The sequence below is a fragment of the Streptomyces finlayi genome, assembly GCF_014216315.1.
In the GTDB taxonomy this organism is placed as follows: Bacteria; Actinomycetota; Actinomycetes; order Streptomycetales; family Streptomycetaceae; genus Streptomyces; species Streptomyces finlayi_A.
The window spans coordinates 6,538,485-6,553,696 of record NZ_CP045702.1; the positions used below are offsets into that span (position 1 = coordinate 6,538,485).

Below are 15,212 nucleotides of genomic sequence, written 5' to 3' on the forward strand. Positions count from 1 at the left end.
TCCTTCTCGTGGGTGGGGGCCTCGATGGGTGCCCCCTACGGGCTCATCATCTCAATGAGCCACGGCCCTCAGCGCACATCCACCGAGTACGCGCTGGTGTCCAGGCGGCCCGCGCCCTTGAAGACCTCGGTGCCCGCCGCGATGCCCGACAGGTACTTGTCCGCGGACAGCAGGTTGCGACGGACCAGGACCTGGAGGGAGGACGGTTTCCTCGTCTGCCGGTGGACCCTCAGGGCGGGACGGACCGTGCCCGTCGGCGCGCACGTCTTCGCGGGGCAGTACGACCATGCCCAGGGGCAGCGGAACGCGACCGGCGACGTGTACACGGTCCGTGCGGGCACGTCCGGCCCGCCGGGGGAGCGGGACGACCGGCGGGGAGACTTCGCACCGGTCCCGGACTGAGCCCCCGGAGTACGCCGTCAGGATTATTTCCCCACGGGCCCGGACGCGCACACGTCCCACCTGGCAGCGCTCCGGCCCACCGCGTAGAACTCCTGCTCGCACGCGTTCATCCCACCTACGACGGTTCAGGCATAGCGGTCGAAAAGGGATTCAATGTATCCCTCCAGCCTTTGAGTCAGGACACCGGCGGTCAGATCGACGCGGCCCAGTTCGCGCCAGGGAACAGCGACCTTCTCCGCGTCCGGCGCGAAACCCAGCGCGTCCAGCAGTCGCCAGAAGAGATGGGCGGTGCCGTCTTCGGTCACGGTTCCTCCCGCAGCGACGTAGCGATCGGCGAAGCGCATGCCCGCGGGAACCCCGTGCAGCAGGGCGAGGGCCGTCGAGCAGTGAGCCACGTCCAGGTCGGCCGGTCCCCAAGAGGTCTCCACCCAGTCGACGACCCCACTGATCTGAAGATCATTATCGGTACCTGTGAAGAGGACGTTGCCGGGATGGAAGTCCCGGTGCAGAAAGCAGCCCTGATAGGCCGGGGGCTCGCGGCGGATGACGTCGACCGCGCGCTGCCAGAGCTCAGGCCGCTCTGTCGCTGCGGGCGGAGTCACTCGCTCGGGAGAGGCCCAGGCCTGATAGGCGCGAGGCCGTTGCTGCGCGGTCACCGGCAATCGATGGATGCGCACCAGCTGCCGCGCCAGCAGTTCGGCGCGGTCAGCGGCACCCTGATCGCCCAGGTGTACGGTCCCCGGCAGCAGGGACATCAGCAAGGAAGGGTGATCGCAGTACCGCGCCGTAGCATCCACCGCCGCGAGCGTGGCCGCGGGCACGTCCGTGTCACCGAGCAGGCGCAGGATGGTCGCCTCACGGGTCAGCAGGCCCTCCGCGTGCCGGACGAAAAAAGGCTTCACGAAGGACCGCAGGACGAGCGAGCGCCGACCACCCGGACCGCGGAGATCCAGGCGGCGCATCTCCGACGTCCAGCCGCCGCGCAGCGGCACAACCTCTTCGATGCGCTCCGCCTCGGGCAGCCCCTCCTCCACCCAGGAGCGCGTGGCACCCCAGCCCTGACTGTCAGGATCCACGCCGACGCCCTCGGTCCCCTCGCCCATGGGGGGCAGGTTATCCGTCTCCCGGCGAACGCATCCGGTGAACCGAATGCGCCAACAGTGTCGCGGCGTACGGCGGCGGCCGTGTCCGCAGGGAGCGGCCGGCCTCCTGTTCCAGCCGACGCCCGGCCAAAGAGTCCCCATGCGTCGAGCCGCAACCATTCTGCTGGCCGCCTGCACCACGGCCGCCGCCCTGACCGCTTTGACCGCGGCCCCCGCACGGGCCGGAGATGACCCGACGGGGCTCGGTCACTGCACGGGCAGCGCGCCGCTCGTCTGCCACTTGGACGTCGCCCCCGGCACCTACCGTGTCTCGGTCCTGCTCGGCGGCGACGCGGAGGCCGGTTCGACGGGCGTCACCGCCGAGACGCGCAGAACCGTGCTCGCCGAGACCCCGAGCGCCCCCGGCGGGACCGTACGCCGCAGCTTCACCGTGGACGTGCGCGACCCGGAGGGTGAGCCGACCGGAGCCACCGGCAGCCCCGGCCTCGATCTCACCTTCGGCGGCACGGCCCCGCAGCTCGACGCGCTCCGCGTCACCCCGGTCCGTACGCCCAGGATCCTCCTGGCGGGCGACTCCGCCGTCTGCGACCAGCCCGGCGCCTTCTACTCCGGCTGGGGGCAGCAGCTTCCCCGGCACCTGACCGGCCGGCTGACCGTCGCCAACCACGCCGATTCGGGCGAGGGTTCGCAGTCCTTCCTCGACAACCCGGACTCGAGAAGCGCGCCAACACCCACACCTCCACGCGCGGGGCCACCGAGTACGCCCCCCTGGTCCTGGCTGAACTCCGCACCCAGGGGCTCGTCGCAGGGTGAGCTGTCCGCTGATGAACGACAAATGGCCGGTGAGCTGGGAAGCTCACCGGCCATTCGTCCTGCTGGTGTCCGAGGGGGGACTTGAACCCCCACGCCCGATAAAGGGCACTAGCACCTCAAGCTAGCGCGTCTGCCATTCCGCCACCCGGACAAGGTGTCTGTCTCACGGGCCCGGCCCGTTCCGACGTGGAAAACCATAGCAAACATTCGGGGGTGCTCGATCACGCCAGGGGCGGTGCGACGGGCGGACGGCGCAGGGCGGGCGCCCTTGGGTGCACGGCGGCGGCGCGGGAGGATGAGGGGGAGCACCACAGCGACAGTGGAAGGAAGCAGCGTGAGCGAGACCAACACGGCGCGGACCGTCTCCGGCGAGGACGAGGTCGTGGACCTCTGCCGTGACCTGATCCGGATCGACACCAGCAACTACGGGGACCACTCGGGACCGGGGGAGCGGCTCGCCGCCGAGTACGTCGCGGAGAAGCTCGCCGAGGTCGGGCTCGAACCGCAGATCTTCGAATCCCACAAGGGCCGCGCCTCCACCGTGGCCCGGATCGAGGGTGAGGACCGGTCCAGGCCCGCGCTGCTCATCCACGGGCACACCGACGTGGTCCCGGCCAACGCCGCCGACTGGACGCACGACCCCTTCTCGGGAGAGATCGCGGACGGCTGCGTGTGGGGCCGCGGCGCGGTCGACATGAAGGACATGGACGCGATGACCCTCGCGGTCGTCCGCGACCGGATGCGCAGCGGCCGCAAGCCCCCGCGCGACATCGTGCTGGCCTTCCTCGCGGACGAGGAGGCGGGCGGCACGTACGGAGCCCGGTTCCTCGTCGACAAGCACCCCGGACTGTTCGAAGGCGTCACCGAGGCCATCAGCGAGGTCGGCGGGTTCTCCTTCACCGTCAACGAGAAGCTGCGGCTCTACCTCGTGGAGACGGCCCAGAAGGGCATGCACTGGATGAAGCTGACCGTGGACGGCACCGCCGGTCACGGTTCGATGATCCACAAGGACAACGCCATCACGGAGCTGAGCGAGGCCGTCGGGCGTCTCGGCCGCCACAAGTTCCCCGTGCGGGTGACCAAGACCCTGCGGCACTTCCTGGACGAGCTCTCGGACGCCCTGGGCACCGAGCTCGACCCCGAGAACATGGACGAGACGCTTGCCAAGCTGGGCGGCATCTCCAAGCTCATCGGAGCCTCGCTCCAGAACACCGCCAACCCGACCCAGCTCGGTGCGGGCTACAAGGTCAACGTCATTCCGGGGCAGGCGACCGCGCACGTCGACGGGCGGTACCTCCCGGGGTACGAGGAGGAGTTCCTCGCCGACCTCGACCGGATTCTCGGCCCCCGCGTGAAGCGCGAGGACGTGCACGCGGACAAGGCCCTGGAGACCACCTTCGACGGCGCGCTCGTCGACGCGATGCAGACTGCACTGGTGGCCGAGGACCCGATCGCGCGCGCCGTGCCGTACATGCTGTCGGCCGGCACCGACGCGAAGTCCTTCGACGATCTGGGCATCCGCGGCTTCGGGTTCGCTCCGCTGAAGCTGCCGCCCGAGCTGGACTTCGCGGGCATGTTCCACGGCGTGGACGAGCGCGTTCCGGTCGACGGGCTGAAGTTCGGCGTGCGTGTGCTCGACCGCTTCATCGGCCACTCGTGACGAGACGACTCCTGAAGCGACGACTCCGAAGAGGCAACTCCTGAAGACACGGACGGATATTCGTCCGGGTGTGCGTACATAGCCAGAAAGAGTGAAAGCGGGCCTGTGCTCGTAGCCCCGCCCCCCTCTCCTCGTTACAAGTGATGCGGTCCGCGGCTGGGACCGCATTGCCAACTAGGAGGAATAATGATCAAGAAGGTTGCCGCCATCGCGGCCGCTACCGGTGGTCTCGTGCTCGCTGGTGCGGGTATGGCCACTGCTGACTCGGGCGCCCAGGGTGCTGCCATCGGCAGCCCCGGCGTGCTCTCGGGCAACGTCGTCCAGGTCCCGATCCACGTCCCGGTGAACGTGTGTGGGAACACCGTCTCCGTGATCGGGCTGCTGAACCCCGCCTTCGGCAACACCTGCGTCAACGCCTGACGTTGATCGTCAACCCGTAAGGGTTTGAGTTCGGTCGGCCCCGGAGTGCGCGCCATGCACTCCGGGGCCGCTGGGCATTCGGCCCTCGCACGGTCGCGTCCGGGGGTATTTCGGAAGGCAGAAGGCAGGAATCGAACCTATGCGACAGGTCACACGTAAGGGCCTGATCACCATGGCAGCGGCGGGCGGAGTGCTCGTGCTGAGTGGCGGTTACGCGCACGCCGACGCGGGAGCGGCCGGCTCCGCGTCGAATTCCCCGGGGGTGCTGTCAGGGAATTCCGTCCAGATCCCGATCGACGTACCGGTCAATGTGTGCGGCAACTCCGTGAGCGTCGGCGGACTGCTCAACCCCGCGGCCGGGAACGACTGCGGAAACGGATCGGCGGACACCGGGCAGGACGCCGGACCGTACGAGAACGCGCCGGGGGGCGACAACTCAGGCGGCCGCCCCGCGGAAGACCCCGGCACGGGTGGGTACGACGAGGCGGAGCCGGGCACCCCGGGGACCGGTCGCCACCGTGCCCCCGCGGCCACGGCCGTGGGTCAGGCCACGGGCTCGCCGGGTGTCGGCTCCGGCAACCACGTCGCGGTCCCGGTCGACATTCCCGTGAACGTCTGCGGCAACAGCGTCACCATCGGGGGACTGCTCAACCCGGTCTTCGGCAACGACTGCGGCAACGACGCGGAGGTGATCCCGCCGACCGAGCACCCGGAGACGCCCACCACTCCGGGCAAGCCGGCCGACCCGGTGCACCCGCCCGTGAACGGGCCCTCCGAGCCGAACGCTCCGGAGCCCCAGCTCTTCCCCGAGGAGCAGCTCGCACAGACCGGGGCGGGCGGGCTCGACCTGCTGATCCCGGCGGGCGCGGGCCTGCTGCTCGCGGGCGCGGGCACCGTGCTCTACCGCCGCTCCCGCAGCGCCGCGTAACCGCGCGGCGGCGTCCGCGCGGGAGGGGTGAAGGGAGCGGGCCGTGCGATGCCGCACGGCCCGCTCCCTTCACCAGGTGGCCCGGAGCTGGCGGATGATCCGTCGCCGCAACCGCACCCTGCGGCTGCCGTCGAGGCGCAGCGTGAGTCGGTCCAACTCCCAGTGTCCGTACTCGGCATGGTCGGTGAGCAGGCGAGTCGCTTCCTTGCGGGACACCCCGCGAGGCACGTACACGTCGACAAATTCGTATTCCGGCATCGCATCTATTGTGCGGGCAGAGCCCGTGTACGGATAGCGTCTGCACTATGTCTGATGCTGCGCAGCCCACCGCTGCCGAGGTACGTGCCGCCGCCGAAGCGGTCAAAGCCGCGCTCGACCGTCACCTCGACGCGGTCGAACGCCGTAGCGGGGACGACGATCCCCTCGTCTACGAAGCCTTCAACGAACTGGCCGCCGCGGCCGAGGTCTACGACGAGCTGCTCTACGACCGTCACGACGAGGTCACTCCTTTCGAGATTCCCGGTGCTGACGACTCGCTGCCTCCGTACGCGGGTCCGGAGGAACCTCATGCGCTGAGCGTGCTGATCCGGCGGGACTACGCCGTGGTGGAGCCGCCGCGGCTGCTCGCGCAGGCGCAGCGGCTCGCGGACCTCGATCCCGACGAGCGCGGCAGGGAAGCCGCCGCGGTGGTCGGTACGAGTGTGCATGCCGCGCTCGGGGTGATCTTCGGGGAGTACGAGGCGGACGAGATCGCCTCGCGGCACAAGGAGTTCGGTCTGGAGGAGGGCGACTCCACGCTCTGGGTCGCCGCCGCCGACGAGCTGCCCGAGCCGGGGGAGTGGCTGGGCGCCCCCTTCGACCAGGCCGATCCGCAGCTGGTGGTCTGCCGGTTCGACGTCAGTTCGGTCTTCGACGAGGAAGAGCAGGACGAGGATCTTGAGCAGCTGACGGCCGACAGTTCCTGACCTCTCCCGGCACGGTGTGAGTGATGACTGTGGCCCCGGTGCGACGCACCGGGGCCACAGGGCTGTCCGGGCCCGGGCCCGGGCGCTGCGCGGGGCTAGGACGCGGCGTCCGGGGTCGGCAGTGCCTCCAGGAGGGGCCGCAGCCGGGTCGTGCGCTCCTGGGCGGGGACCTCGGCCACCGCACGGGGGAGAGCCTGGTCCACACCGTGGACGACGGACAGGTGGCGCTCGGCGCGGCTGAAGGCGGTGTACACCCACGGCCTGCTCAGCGCCTGTGCGGCGTCGCCGGGCAGTACGACGACCACGGCGGGCCAGCGCATCCCGGCCGCCTGATGCGCGCTGAGCGCCCAGCTGTGCCGCACGGACGCTTCGACCCGGTCCTGGGGTACGACGACCGCGGTGCCCGCACAGTCCAGGTGGAGGCCCTCGGCGTCGGCCGAGACGACCGAACCGGGCACGGCACGGCCGGGTGCGGGAACATGCACGACGCGGTCGCCCGGATCGAAACCGCCGAACCGCCCGGGGCCGGGGTTGAGCCGCTGCTTCAGCGCCGTGTTCAGCGCTCCGGTGCCCGCCGAGCCACCGTGGCCCACGGTGATCACCTGGGTGTCGGCCGAGGGCACGCCGATGGCCCGGGGCACGGAGTCGGCCACCAGCTGCACGGTCCGGTGGACCGCCTCGCCCGCGTCGCGCACGGGAACGATCACGACCTCCTTGCCGGGTGCCTCGACCTGGGTCAGTTCACCGATGCCGATACCGGAGACCAGCTCGCCGATCGGGCCGGGGTCGGGGGTGCGGGACACGACCTGCGGGCACGCCCGGGACGCCAGCACGTCCGCGAACACCCGCCCGGCTCCGGCGGAACCCAGCACCCCGGGATCGCCGCTCAGCACCAGCCGGGTGCCGTCGGCGAGGGACTCCACCAGGATCGCGGCGGTCTCCACGTCCAGCTGCGGGGCATCGAGCACCACCAGCAGATCGAGCGCCAGCGCACCCTCCGCGTCCCGGCCGGGGCCCTCCGTGCCGGAGAGCAGCCCGGAGAGGGTGACCGCGGTCTGCGGATCACCCACCGCCGTGGCGAGCCGCTGCCGGCCGCCGACGCTGTGGGTGGCCCCGACGGCGCGGATTCCCAGGCCGTTCGCCGCCGCGATCAGCGCCGCGGGTTCGGCCCGCGCGGCCTCGCCGCCCGAGTGGACGACCAGGCCGCCGGTGGCGACCGTACGGATGAGCTCGGCAGCCGAGGGGGAGGGGGCGGCGGACGCGGCCCGCGACCAGTCGGCCCCCTTCTCACAGGCGTTCAGCAAACGTGCCAGGCCGTCGGCGAGGCTCTCCTCGGCGAGGGCGTACCGGTCGAGTCCGAGGAGCACCTTCACCGGCTCCTCGGCGACGGCGTCCTCCGTGGCCGGTGCCCCCTCCTGGCCGTCCTGGCCGTCCTCTTCCTCCTGCCGGTCCGGGTCGGCGGACGCGGTGGGGTCCAGGCCGTCCTGGAAGACGAGGACGACGCCCTCGGCGACGGCGTGCTCCACGGCCGCGTCCGGGTCGGCCACCGCCCGTTCGACGAGCGCAGCGCGTACCGCCGAGGCGTCCAGCGCGGTATGGCCCTGGAGCGCCGCACGCTCCAGCAGCCAGCCGACGAGCGCGGCGGTACGCCGCTCGTCGTCGGGTCCGCACCCGGCTCCGAGCAGGGCACGGGCGAATCCGTCGGCCTGCTCGGGGCGGATCCCCGGCACGGCCAGCAGCCGCCAGGGGTCGGCGCGCAGGACGTCCGCGGCCTGTTCGCCGAGCGCCTCGGCCGCCGGGCGTGCCAGCGCCTCGGGCGCGCTCCCCTCGGTGAGCACCGCCAGCGCCGCGGCCGTGGCCTCGGGCGACGTTCCTTGAGTGGTGCGGGACGCTTCGGGCGTCCGCGGCCGTGCGGGCGCGGATGTGGCCGGGTGTACGGCGCGGCGGGGCTCGGGGGGAGAAGCGGGGGAGTCGTAGAACGCCGTGCCGGCCTTCTCACCGCTCTCGACGGCCCGTACGGCGGCCAGGAGGTCCGCCGCGGTGCCGCTCAGTTTCGTGCCGGCCGGGATGGGGCCTTCCTTCTCGGCCTTGCGCTGCTCGATGCGCTCGTGCAGCTCGCGCTGGGCGGCGAGCTCGGCCTCGGCCTCGGAGAGCGCGGGTGTCGCGGCCTCACCAGCTCCCTCCGCAGCGGTCTCACCGGCGTCACCGGCGTCACCGGTCTCACTGGTCTCACCGGTCTCTGCCGTGGGCGCGTCGTCCGCGCCGGACTGATCGCCCGGCTCCTCGCTCGGAATCTCGGTGGGGACATCGGTGGCGACATCGGTCGGGACATCGGTCGGGACATCAGCGGCCGAGTGGCCGACGGCGGCGATGCCGTCGTCCTCGGTGTCTTCGGCCGAGGGGCCTGGGGTTTCCCCCCGGGGAAGCGCAGTCACAGCGTGCTCCAGTCCTGGTCGGGATAGCGGTGCACGGGCGCCGACACGTCGTCGAGCGCCTGGCAGATCTCGTCAGGAAGACTAAGCGCCTCCACTGACAAAGCCTCCGTGAGCTGCTGCGCGTTGCGCGCGCCGATGATCGGGGCCACCACTCCAGGACGGTCCCGCACCCACGCGAGCGCCACATGAAGGGCGGTGGTGGAGAGGCCCTCGGCGGCCGTGGCCACCGCGTCCACGATGCGGCTCGCCGCGTCGTCGAGATACGGCTCGACGAACGGGGCCAGATGCTCCGAGGCGGCCCGGGAGCCCGAAGGCGTGCCCGTCCGGTACTTCCCCGTCAGCACGCCACGTCCCAGGGGGGAGGACGGGAGCAGCCCGATCCCCAGGTCGAGCGCGGCCGGCAGCACCTCCCGTTCGACGCCCCGCTGCAGCAGCGAGTACTCCATCTGCGTACTCGCCAGCCGGGTGCGCACACCGGGCGCCGAGAGCTGCCAGGTGGCAGCCTTGGCGAGCTGCCAGCCGCAGAAGTTCGACACCCCCGCGTACCGGACGCGGCCCGAGGACACCGCCAGGTCCACCGCCTGGAGCGTCTCTTCGAGCGGGGTCACCGGATCGAAGGCGTGGATCTGCCACAGGTCGACGTAGTCCGTACCGAGCCGTTCGAGCGAGGCGTCGAGCGCGGCGAGCAGATGACCGCGCGATCCGTCGAAACGGCGGTACGGATCGGGGACGCTTCCCGCCTTCGTGGCGATGACCAGATCCCGCCGGGGCACGAGGCTGTCGACGAAGCGTCCGAGCAGGTATTCGGCCTCCCCGCCGCCGTACACATCGGCCGTGTCGACCAGTGTTCCCCCCTCGTCCCAGAAGGCCTTGAGCTGGTCGGCGGCGTCGTGCTCGTCGGTGTCCCGGCCCCAGGTGAGGGTGCCGAGCCCGATCCGTGACACGCGAAGGCCGGTGCGGCCGAGATGCCTCTGCTCCATGGGCGCTGAGATTACTGGCCATCACCCCATGCAGTGGAGGCCTGTGTACAAACGCGACGACGGCCCGGGGCCCTGCCGCATCGGGTCCCCGCGCGCTAGAGTCCGGAGCACAGGGACGTTACTGATCAGTATGGGAGCGGTTCATGCGGCTCGGCATCAATCTCGGTTACTGGGGAGCGGGCATGGACGGTGACAACCTCGCCGTCGCGCAGGAGGCCGACCGGCTCGGTTACGACGTCTGCTGGGCGGCCGAGGCGTACGGCTCCGACGCCCCCACCGTGCTCGCCTGGGTCGCCGCCCGGACCGAGAACATCGACATCGGCTCCGCGATCATGCAGATCCCTGCCAGGCAGCCCGCGATGACCGCGATGACCGCGGCCACCCTCGACTCGCTCTCGGGAGGCCGGTTCCGGCTCGGCCTCGGAGTCTCGGGCCCGCAGGTCTCGGAGGGCTGGTACGGCGTCAAGTTCGACAAGCCGCTGGCCCGCACCCGTGAGTACGTCGAGATCGTCCGCAGGGCCATGTCCCGCGAGCGACTCTCGTACGAGGGGGAGCACTGGACGCTCCCGCTGCCCGACGGTCCGGGCAAGCCCATCAAGCTCACCGTTCACCCGGAGCGCGAGCACATCCCGCTCTACATCGCCGCCATCGGCCCGAAGAACCTGGAGCAGACCGGCGAGATCGCGGACGGCGCGCTGCTGATCTTCCCGTCCGCCGACCACCTCGAGGACACCGCCGTCAGGTACCTGCGGGCCGGTCGCGAGAAGGCAGGGAAGACCATGGAGGGCTTCGACGTCTGCCCGACGCTGCCGCTCGCCGTCGGTGACGACGTCAACGGCCTCGCCGACATGTTCCGGCCGTACACCGCGCTGTACGTCGGCGGCATGGGCAGCCGTAAGCAGAACTTCTACAACCAGCTCGCCCAGCGCATGGGGTACGAGAAGGAGGCCGCCGAGATCCAGGACAAGTACCTGGCCGGCGACAAGAGCGGCGCGGCCGCCGCCGTACCGCACCAGCTCATCGACCAGACCACACTGCTCGGTCCGGTGGAGCGGATCGCCGAGCGGATGCAGGCGTACGCGGCCGCGGGTGTCACCACGCTGACCCTCGCCCCGGCGGGCTTCACACTCGACGAGCGGATCGCGGCCCTGCGCGCCGGTACGGACGCCCTGGAGCGTTCCGGCCTCGCGTAGCTCCCCTGACGGCCCAGGGCAGCACTACGGCCGTGGTGGGGGCTCGGGGGTCTTCCCCGCCACGGCCGTACCGGGAACAACGCGCCGCGCGCCGTTCGGTCACGCGCCGCTCGTGTTGCCTACTCACCCGTACCGCATTTGACTTTGCCTCTGCGGACATCGATACGGAGGTGGCAGTGATGCTTTCGGCACAGAGCCTGTTCCAGGAGATCCTCGACGACGACGCGTCGTTCCGGCTCTTCTGCTCCATCGCTGCCAGCGGTGAGACCCAGGGCGGCTGGGAGAACGGCCGGATCGCGGCGCTCGTGCCCCCGAGCCGGCGCGGACTCGCCCCCAAGATCGTCCGGCACGGTGCCGACGAGGAGAAGCACGGCCGGATCTTCGGCGCGCTTCTGAAGAAGCGCGGACTGAGCCCCGTGGAGGTGCCGTCCGACACCGACTACACGATGCTGCTGGAGCGGCAGGGCATCGGGCTCGCGCACGAGCGGCTCAAGCGCGACGAGCCGCTCTCGGAGCGGGACATCATCACCTACCTGGCACACAGCCGGGTGACCGAGCAGCGCGCGTCCGAGCAGATGCGCCTGCTGCTCAGGTACTTCGCCGGCCACCCCGAGATCGGCCGCGCGGTGAAGATGATCTCGAACGACGAGGACAACCACCTCGCGTACTGCCACGAGGAACTGCTCCGGCTCGCCCGCGCCGGACACGGCCGCACGATCCAGCACACCCTCCGGGAGTGCGCCCACGCCGAGATCCGGGTCTACCGGGACGTGAGCCTCGCCGTGATGGCGCACATGGGCGTGCTCCTGCACTGGTCCCGGGCCAGGTCGGCGCTGCTGGCCGCGGGCATCCACGCCGTGTACGCGTACGAGCGGCTGATCGGCTGGCGCCGCATGGTGACCCTGGAACCGCCCGCCCGACGGGACGCGTTGGGCGGCGCCGCGACCCAGGCCGAGTTCGCCTGAGCCGTACGGGACGGTGGTCAGAGCCAGCCGCGGCGCTTGAACAGGCGGTGCAGGCCGAACACCGCACAGCCCATCAGCGCGATCACCGCAGGATAGGTCCACGCCCAGTGCAGCTCCGGCATGTGAGCGAAGTTCATGCCGTAGACGCCCGCCACCATGGTCGGAACAGCGGCCATGGCGGCCCACGCCGAAATCTTCCGCATGTCGTCGTTCTGCCTGACCCCCATCTGCGCCAGATGGGCGGCGAGTATGTCCGAAAGTAGCCGGTCCAGCCCCTCCACCAGCTCGTTTACGCGCGTCAGGTGATCGCTCACGTCCCGGAAGAACGGCTGCGCGTGCTCGTGGACGAACGGCACCCCGGCGCTCGCGAGACGCGTCATCGGAGAGGTCAACGGCCCGGTAGCCCGGCGGAATTCGAGTACCTGGCGCTTGAACGTGTAGATGCGGGCCGCGGAGTTGGTGGAGTCGCCCGTGCCGCTCGGCGCGAACACCTGGGCCTCCAGCTCCTCCAGGTCGACCTGCAACTCGGCGCCGACGTCGATGTAGTGGTCCACGATCGCGTCGCTGACCGCGTACAGCACGGCCGTGGGACCGTGCTTGAGTACGTCGGGTTCGGCCTCCAGCCGGTGACGTACGGCCGCCAGCGGCGCACTTTCGCCGTGTCTGACCGTGACGACGAACGAGTCACCGATGAAGACCATCAGCTCGTCCGCGCTTACCGTGTCGCTCTCCGGCTCGTACACGACCGGCTTGATGACGACGAACAGCGAGTCGTCGTAGACCTCCAGCTTGGGCCGCTGGTGGGCGCGCAGCGCGTCCTCCACCGCCAGCGGATGCAGACCGAACTGGGTACTGACGAGGTCGAACTCCTTCTCCGTCGGCTCGTGCAGCCCGACCCAGAGGAACGCGTCCCCTGCGTCGGCCGCCCGCGCCTCGTCCAGGGCGTCGGAGAGATCGGCGGGGCCTTCGGTACGGCGCCCGTCCCGGTAGATGGCACTGTCGACAATCACGCGCGCATTCTTCCCTGCCGCCGACGGCCCCGCACCTTTGCCCCGCCCTTTAGGCTGGCTCGTATGCCCACGCTGATCCTCGTACGTCACGGCCGGTCCACCGCCAACACCGCAGGAGTCCTCGCCGGCCGCACCCCCGGCGTCTCCCTGGACGAACGCGGCGCCGAGCAGGCGGCCGCGCTGCCCGGGCGGCTCGCCGCCCTCTCGCTCGTCGCCGCGGTCAGCAGCCCCCTGGAGCGCTGCCGCGAAACGCTCCAGCCGCTGCTCGACGCCCGCCCAGGCCTGCCGTTCCACACCGAGGACCGGATCAGCGAGTGCGACTACGGGGACTGGTCGGGGCGCAAACTGGCGGAACTGGCCGACGAGCCGCTGATGGCCGTCGTCCAGCAGCACCCCTCGGCCGCCGCGTTCCCCGGTGGCGAGTCCATGCGGGCGATGCAGGCAAGGGCGGTCGACGCAGTACGCGACTGGAACGCCCGCGTCGAAGCCGAGCACGGCGACGACGCGACCTATGTGATGTGCTCCCACGGGGACATCATCAAGTCTCTCGTCGCCGACGCGCTCGGCATGCACCTGGACCTCTTCCAGCGGGTCCACGCCGATCCGTGTTCGGTCACCGCGATCCGCTACACCCGGCTGCGGCCCTTCCTTCTCCGGCTGGGCGACACCGGGGACTTCGCCTCCCTCGCCCCGCGCGAGCAGGCCGTCGGCGCCGACGCCGCGGGCGGCAACGCGACGGATGCGGCGGTCGGGGGCGGCGCTGGGGCGCCGTGATCGCTCCGCGCAGTAGGGTGGACGCGCCGTAGGGGCCGTTCCGGGGGCACCCCTCCGGACTCCGGCCGCCCCCATTCGCCGTCAATTCTCAAGGGAGACAGGACGTGTCCCGTCAGGTGTTCCTCTATGACCCCCCGGACCGTTTCGTGGCCGGTACGGTCGGGCTGCCTGGCCGCCGTACGTTTTTCCTGCAGGCATCGTCCAGGGGCCGCGTCACCAGCGTCGCCCTGGAGAAGACTCAGGTCGCCGCGCTCGCCGAACGGATCGACGAACTGCTCGACGAGGTCGTGAGACGGACCGGCGGCAATTCGCCCGTGCCGGCCGTGGCCGCCATGGATGTCACCGACACCGCACCGCTCGACGCACCCGTCGAGGAGGAGTTCAGGGTCGGCACGATGGCTCTCGCCTGGGACGGCGAGGAACAGCGGATGATCGTCGAGGCGCAGGCGCTCGTCGAGCTGGACGCCGGCTCCGAGGACGACCTCGTGGAGGCCGAGGAGAGGCTCCTGCAGGACGAGGAGAACGGCCCGCCGATGCTCCGCGTGCGGTTGAGCGGCGCGCAGGCCCGTGCGTTCGCCAAGCGCGCCCTGGACGTGGTGAACGCCGGCCGCCCGCCGTGCCCGCTGTGCAGCCTGCCGCTCGATCCGGAAGGACACGTATGCCCGCGCCAGAACGGATACCGTCGCGGAGCATGATCGGGAGCCCGGCGGGAACGGACCTCCTGACCCTGCTCGCCGAGGGGGAGCTCACCGTCCTCGGCCAGGTCCGCGGCGCCTCCAACGCGGTGCTCTACTGCACGGTCGCGCACGAGGGCGAGGAACGTACCTGCGTGTACAAGCCCGTCGCCGGGGAGCAGCCGCTGTGGGACTTCCCCGACGGGACCCTCGCCCAGCGCGAAGTGGCGGCGTACGAGATCTCCGAGGCGACCGGATGGGGCCTCGTGCCGCCGACGGTGCTGCGGGACGGGCCGTACGGGGAAGGCATGTGCCAGCTCTGGATCGAAGCGGCTCCGGACGGTTCAACCGGCGTGGACGAGCCGTCACTGCTCGCTCTCGTCGAGGACGAGGAGCCGGGTGAGGGCTGGAAGGCCGTGGGCTTCGCGGAGGTCGGGGAGGGGAAGACCGCGCTGCTCGTCCACGCGGACGACCTCCGGCTGCGACGCCTCGCGGTGCTCGACGCGGTGATCAACAACGGCGACCGCAAGGGCGGCCATCTGCTGCCCGCTCCGGGCGGCCGGCTCTACGGCATCGATCACGGGGTCACCTTCAACGCCGAGGACAAACTGCGCACGCTGCTGTGGGGCTGGGCGGGCGAAGCGCTGACCGACGAGGCCGTCGAGGTGCTGGGGCGGCTGGCTGCCGGACTGGTCCCGGGAGCTGGGCTCGCCACCCGGTTGGGCGAGCTGATCACCGCCGCTGAGCTGGACGCGCTGCGGGGGCGTGTGGGGGCCTTGCTGGCGTCGGGGCGGCATCCGCAGCCGAGCGGGGAGTGGCCGGCCATTCCGTGGCCGCCCGTCTGACGGGCGGGGCGGACGGGGCGGGGCGGGCGGGGCGGTGCCTCCTCG

Annotated in this window: 16 protein-coding genes and 1 tRNA gene; 10 read left to right on the plus strand and 7 right to left on the minus strand. The window is 71.1% G+C overall.

What is annotated here, in order from left to right; genetic code table 11:
• Positions 1-68: 68 nt before the first annotated feature.
• Positions 69-341 carry a hypothetical protein gene (locus F0344_RS36925; protein ID WP_374940129.1) on the minus strand — a complete coding sequence of 91 codons (273 nt, stop codon included), beginning with the start codon at positions 339-341 and terminating at the stop codon, positions 69-71.
• Between the two features lie 186 nt (positions 342-527).
• Positions 528-1,505, minus strand: coding sequence for a phosphotransferase family protein (locus F0344_RS29955; RefSeq protein ID WP_185301741.1), 978 nt, complete (start codon positions 1,503-1,505; stop codon positions 528-530).
• A 139-nt stretch (positions 1,506-1,644) separates the two neighbouring features.
• Between F0344_RS29955 and F0344_RS29960 the strand changes: the two genes are divergently transcribed.
• Positions 1,645-2,403, plus strand: coding sequence for a hypothetical protein (locus F0344_RS29960; protein WP_185301742.1), 759 nt, complete (start codon positions 1,645-1,647; stop codon positions 2,401-2,403).
• On the opposite strand, the gene F0344_RS29965 is transcribed toward F0344_RS29960, so the two are convergent.
• Positions 2,382-2,469: transfer RNA gene (locus tag F0344_RS29965), tRNA-Leu, on the minus strand. The genes F0344_RS29960 and F0344_RS29965 overlap by 22 nt on opposite strands.
• 144 nt (positions 2,470-2,613) lie before the next feature.
• Between F0344_RS29965 and F0344_RS29970 the strand changes: the two genes are divergently transcribed.
• The 3 genes from F0344_RS29970 to F0344_RS36600 all read left to right on the plus strand — a co-directional run bounded on the left by F0344_RS29970 (position 2,614) and on the right by F0344_RS36600 (position 5,326).
• Entirely contained in the window at positions 2,614-3,978 is a 1,365-nt protein-coding gene (locus F0344_RS29970; RefSeq protein WP_374940130.1) for a M20/M25/M40 family metallo-hydrolase, read from the plus strand.
• 186 nt (positions 3,979-4,164) lie between these two features.
• A complete protein-coding gene (gene chpH / locus F0344_RS29975) occupies positions 4,165-4,398 on the plus strand; it encodes a chaplin ChpH (protein WP_185301744.1) in 234 nt (77 codons plus the stop codon).
• A gap of 139 nt (positions 4,399-4,537) precedes the next feature.
• The gene (locus F0344_RS36600) at positions 4,538-5,326 is read left to right on the plus strand and encodes a chaplin (protein WP_185301745.1); all 789 of its coding nucleotides are present in this window, start codon (positions 4,538-4,540) and stop codon (positions 5,324-5,326) included.
• Between the two features lie 69 nt (positions 5,327-5,395).
• Here the strand turns inward: F0344_RS36600 and F0344_RS29985 are convergent, their stop codons facing one another.
• Positions 5,396-5,584 carry a DUF5703 family protein gene (locus tag F0344_RS29985; protein WP_185301746.1) on the minus strand — a complete coding sequence of 63 codons (189 nt, stop codon included), beginning with the start codon at positions 5,582-5,584 and terminating at the stop codon, positions 5,396-5,398.
• A gap of 47 nt (positions 5,585-5,631) precedes the next feature.
• Between F0344_RS29985 and F0344_RS29990 the strand changes: the two genes are divergently transcribed.
• Positions 5,632-6,291: a hypothetical protein gene (locus F0344_RS29990; RefSeq protein WP_185301747.1), complete on the plus strand. Its 660-nt coding sequence runs from the start codon at positions 5,632-5,634 to the stop codon at positions 6,289-6,291.
• A 95-nt stretch (positions 6,292-6,386) separates the two neighbouring features.
• On the opposite strand, the gene F0344_RS29995 is transcribed toward F0344_RS29990, so the two are convergent.
• Entirely contained in the window at positions 6,387-8,726 is a 2,340-nt protein-coding gene (locus tag F0344_RS29995) for a helix-hairpin-helix domain-containing protein (RefSeq protein ID WP_185301748.1), read from the minus strand.
• A complete protein-coding gene (locus F0344_RS30000) occupies positions 8,723-9,706 on the minus strand; it encodes an aldo/keto reductase (protein ID WP_185301749.1) in 984 nt (327 codons plus the stop codon). The genes F0344_RS29995 and F0344_RS30000 overlap by 4 nt, the downstream gene beginning before the upstream one ends.
• 143 nt (positions 9,707-9,849) lie before the next feature.
• On the opposite strand from F0344_RS30000, the gene F0344_RS30005 reads away from it, so the two are divergent.
• Positions 9,850-10,899 carry an LLM class F420-dependent oxidoreductase gene (locus tag F0344_RS30005; protein ID WP_185301750.1) on the plus strand — a complete coding sequence of 350 codons (1,050 nt, stop codon included), beginning with the start codon at positions 9,850-9,852 and terminating at the stop codon, positions 10,897-10,899.
• Between the two features lie 179 nt (positions 10,900-11,078).
• A complete protein-coding gene (locus F0344_RS30010; RefSeq protein ID WP_185301751.1) occupies positions 11,079-11,864 on the plus strand; it encodes a ferritin-like domain-containing protein in 786 nt (261 codons plus the stop codon).
• Between the two features lie 17 nt (positions 11,865-11,881).
• Here F0344_RS30010 and corA read toward each other — a convergent pair whose 3' ends face one another.
• Positions 11,882-12,874, minus strand: coding sequence for a magnesium/cobalt transporter CorA (gene corA / locus F0344_RS30015; RefSeq protein ID WP_185301752.1), 993 nt, complete (start codon positions 12,872-12,874; stop codon positions 11,882-11,884).
• 63 nt (positions 12,875-12,937) lie between these two features.
• Between corA and F0344_RS30020 the strand changes: the two genes are divergently transcribed.
• The 3 genes from F0344_RS30020 (at position 12,938) to F0344_RS30030 (ending at position 15,167) form a co-directional block, all read left to right on the plus strand.
• Positions 12,938-13,648 carry a histidine phosphatase family protein gene (locus F0344_RS30020; protein WP_185301753.1) on the plus strand — a complete coding sequence of 237 codons (711 nt, stop codon included), beginning with the start codon at positions 12,938-12,940 and terminating at the stop codon, positions 13,646-13,648.
• A gap of 104 nt (positions 13,649-13,752) precedes the next feature.
• Positions 13,753-14,343 carry a DUF3090 domain-containing protein gene (locus F0344_RS30025; protein WP_185301754.1) on the plus strand — a complete coding sequence of 197 codons (591 nt, stop codon included), beginning with the start codon at positions 13,753-13,755 and terminating at the stop codon, positions 14,341-14,343.
• The gene (locus tag F0344_RS30030) at positions 14,307-15,167 is read left to right on the plus strand and encodes an SCO1664 family protein (RefSeq protein WP_185301755.1); all 861 of its coding nucleotides are present in this window, start codon (positions 14,307-14,309) and stop codon (positions 15,165-15,167) included. Before F0344_RS30025 ends, F0344_RS30030 begins: the two co-directional genes overlap by 37 nt.
• The last annotated feature ends 45 nt before the right edge of the window (positions 15,168-15,212 follow it).

What these genes read in the sequence shown, in the direction of transcription:
- F0344_RS30010 (WP_185301751.1), top strand. Translation starts at nt 11,079, where the DNA reads ATGCTTTCGGCACAGAGCCTGTTCCAGGAGATCCTCGACGACGACGCG.
- F0344_RS29960 (WP_185301742.1), top strand. Translation starts at nt 1,645, where the DNA reads ATGCGTCGAGCCGCAACCATTCTGCTGGCCGCCTGCACCACGGCCGCC.
- F0344_RS29990 (WP_185301747.1), top strand. Translation starts at nt 5,632, where the DNA reads ATGTCTGATGCTGCGCAGCCCACCGCTGCCGAGGTACGTGCCGCCGCC.
- F0344_RS30020 (WP_185301753.1), top strand. Translation starts at nt 12,938, where the DNA reads ATGCCCACGCTGATCCTCGTACGTCACGGCCGGTCCACCGCCAACACC.
- F0344_RS36600 (WP_185301745.1), top strand. Translation starts at nt 4,538, where the DNA reads ATGCGACAGGTCACACGTAAGGGCCTGATCACCATGGCAGCGGCGGGC.
- F0344_RS29985 (WP_185301746.1), bottom strand. Translation starts at nt 5,584, where the DNA reads ATGCCGGAATACGAATTTGTCGACGTGTACGTGCCTCGCGGGGTGTCC.
- F0344_RS30030 (WP_185301755.1), top strand. Translation starts at nt 14,307, where the DNA reads ATGCCCGCGCCAGAACGGATACCGTCGCGGAGCATGATCGGGAGCCCG.
- chpH (WP_185301744.1), top strand. Translation starts at nt 4,165, where the DNA reads ATGATCAAGAAGGTTGCCGCCATCGCGGCCGCTACCGGTGGTCTCGTG.
- F0344_RS30005 (WP_185301750.1), top strand. Translation starts at nt 9,850, where the DNA reads ATGCGGCTCGGCATCAATCTCGGTTACTGGGGAGCGGGCATGGACGGT.
- F0344_RS29970 (WP_374940130.1), top strand. Translation starts at nt 2,614, where the DNA reads ATGAGGGGGAGCACCACAGCGACAGTGGAAGGAAGCAGCGTGAGCGAG.
- F0344_RS29955 (WP_185301741.1), bottom strand. Translation starts at nt 1,505, where the DNA reads ATGGGCGAGGGGACCGAGGGCGTCGGCGTGGATCCTGACAGTCAGGGC.
- F0344_RS30000 (WP_185301749.1), bottom strand. Translation starts at nt 9,706, where the DNA reads ATGGAGCAGAGGCATCTCGGCCGCACCGGCCTTCGCGTGTCACGGATC.